Below are 212 nucleotides of genomic sequence, written 5' to 3'. Positions count from 1 at the left end.
TCCCGCCATTCACGCTTGGATCAGCGGCCAGAGCGGCAGCGGGCAGATGGTTAAAGCCCTTTACGAACCTGGCGCCGGTAAACGCTTTGGCGACAACCGCGGCCGACGGCTGACCTTCCAGGTCTGCAACGGGAACACCGTAAGCATTGGTCGTATCGATGATTGTCTTGCCCTGCCACGTTGGGATCTGCTTCGCGACTTCGCGATGTTCC

Annotated in this window: 1 pseudogene; it reads right to left on the bottom strand. The window is 59.9% G+C overall.

The window, feature by feature from the left end:
* Nucleotides 1-212 (bottom strand): annotated as a pseudogene (locus P0D80_RS51845) (NADP oxidoreductase coenzyme); the annotation flags it as partial.

Origin of the sequence: Paraburkholderia sp. RL17-373-BIF-A, from assembly GCF_046030175.1 — a bacterium.
GTDB lineage: Bacteria > Pseudomonadota > Gammaproteobacteria > Burkholderiales > Burkholderiaceae > Paraburkholderia.
This window is presented reverse-complemented; position numbering and strand designations above follow the sequence as displayed.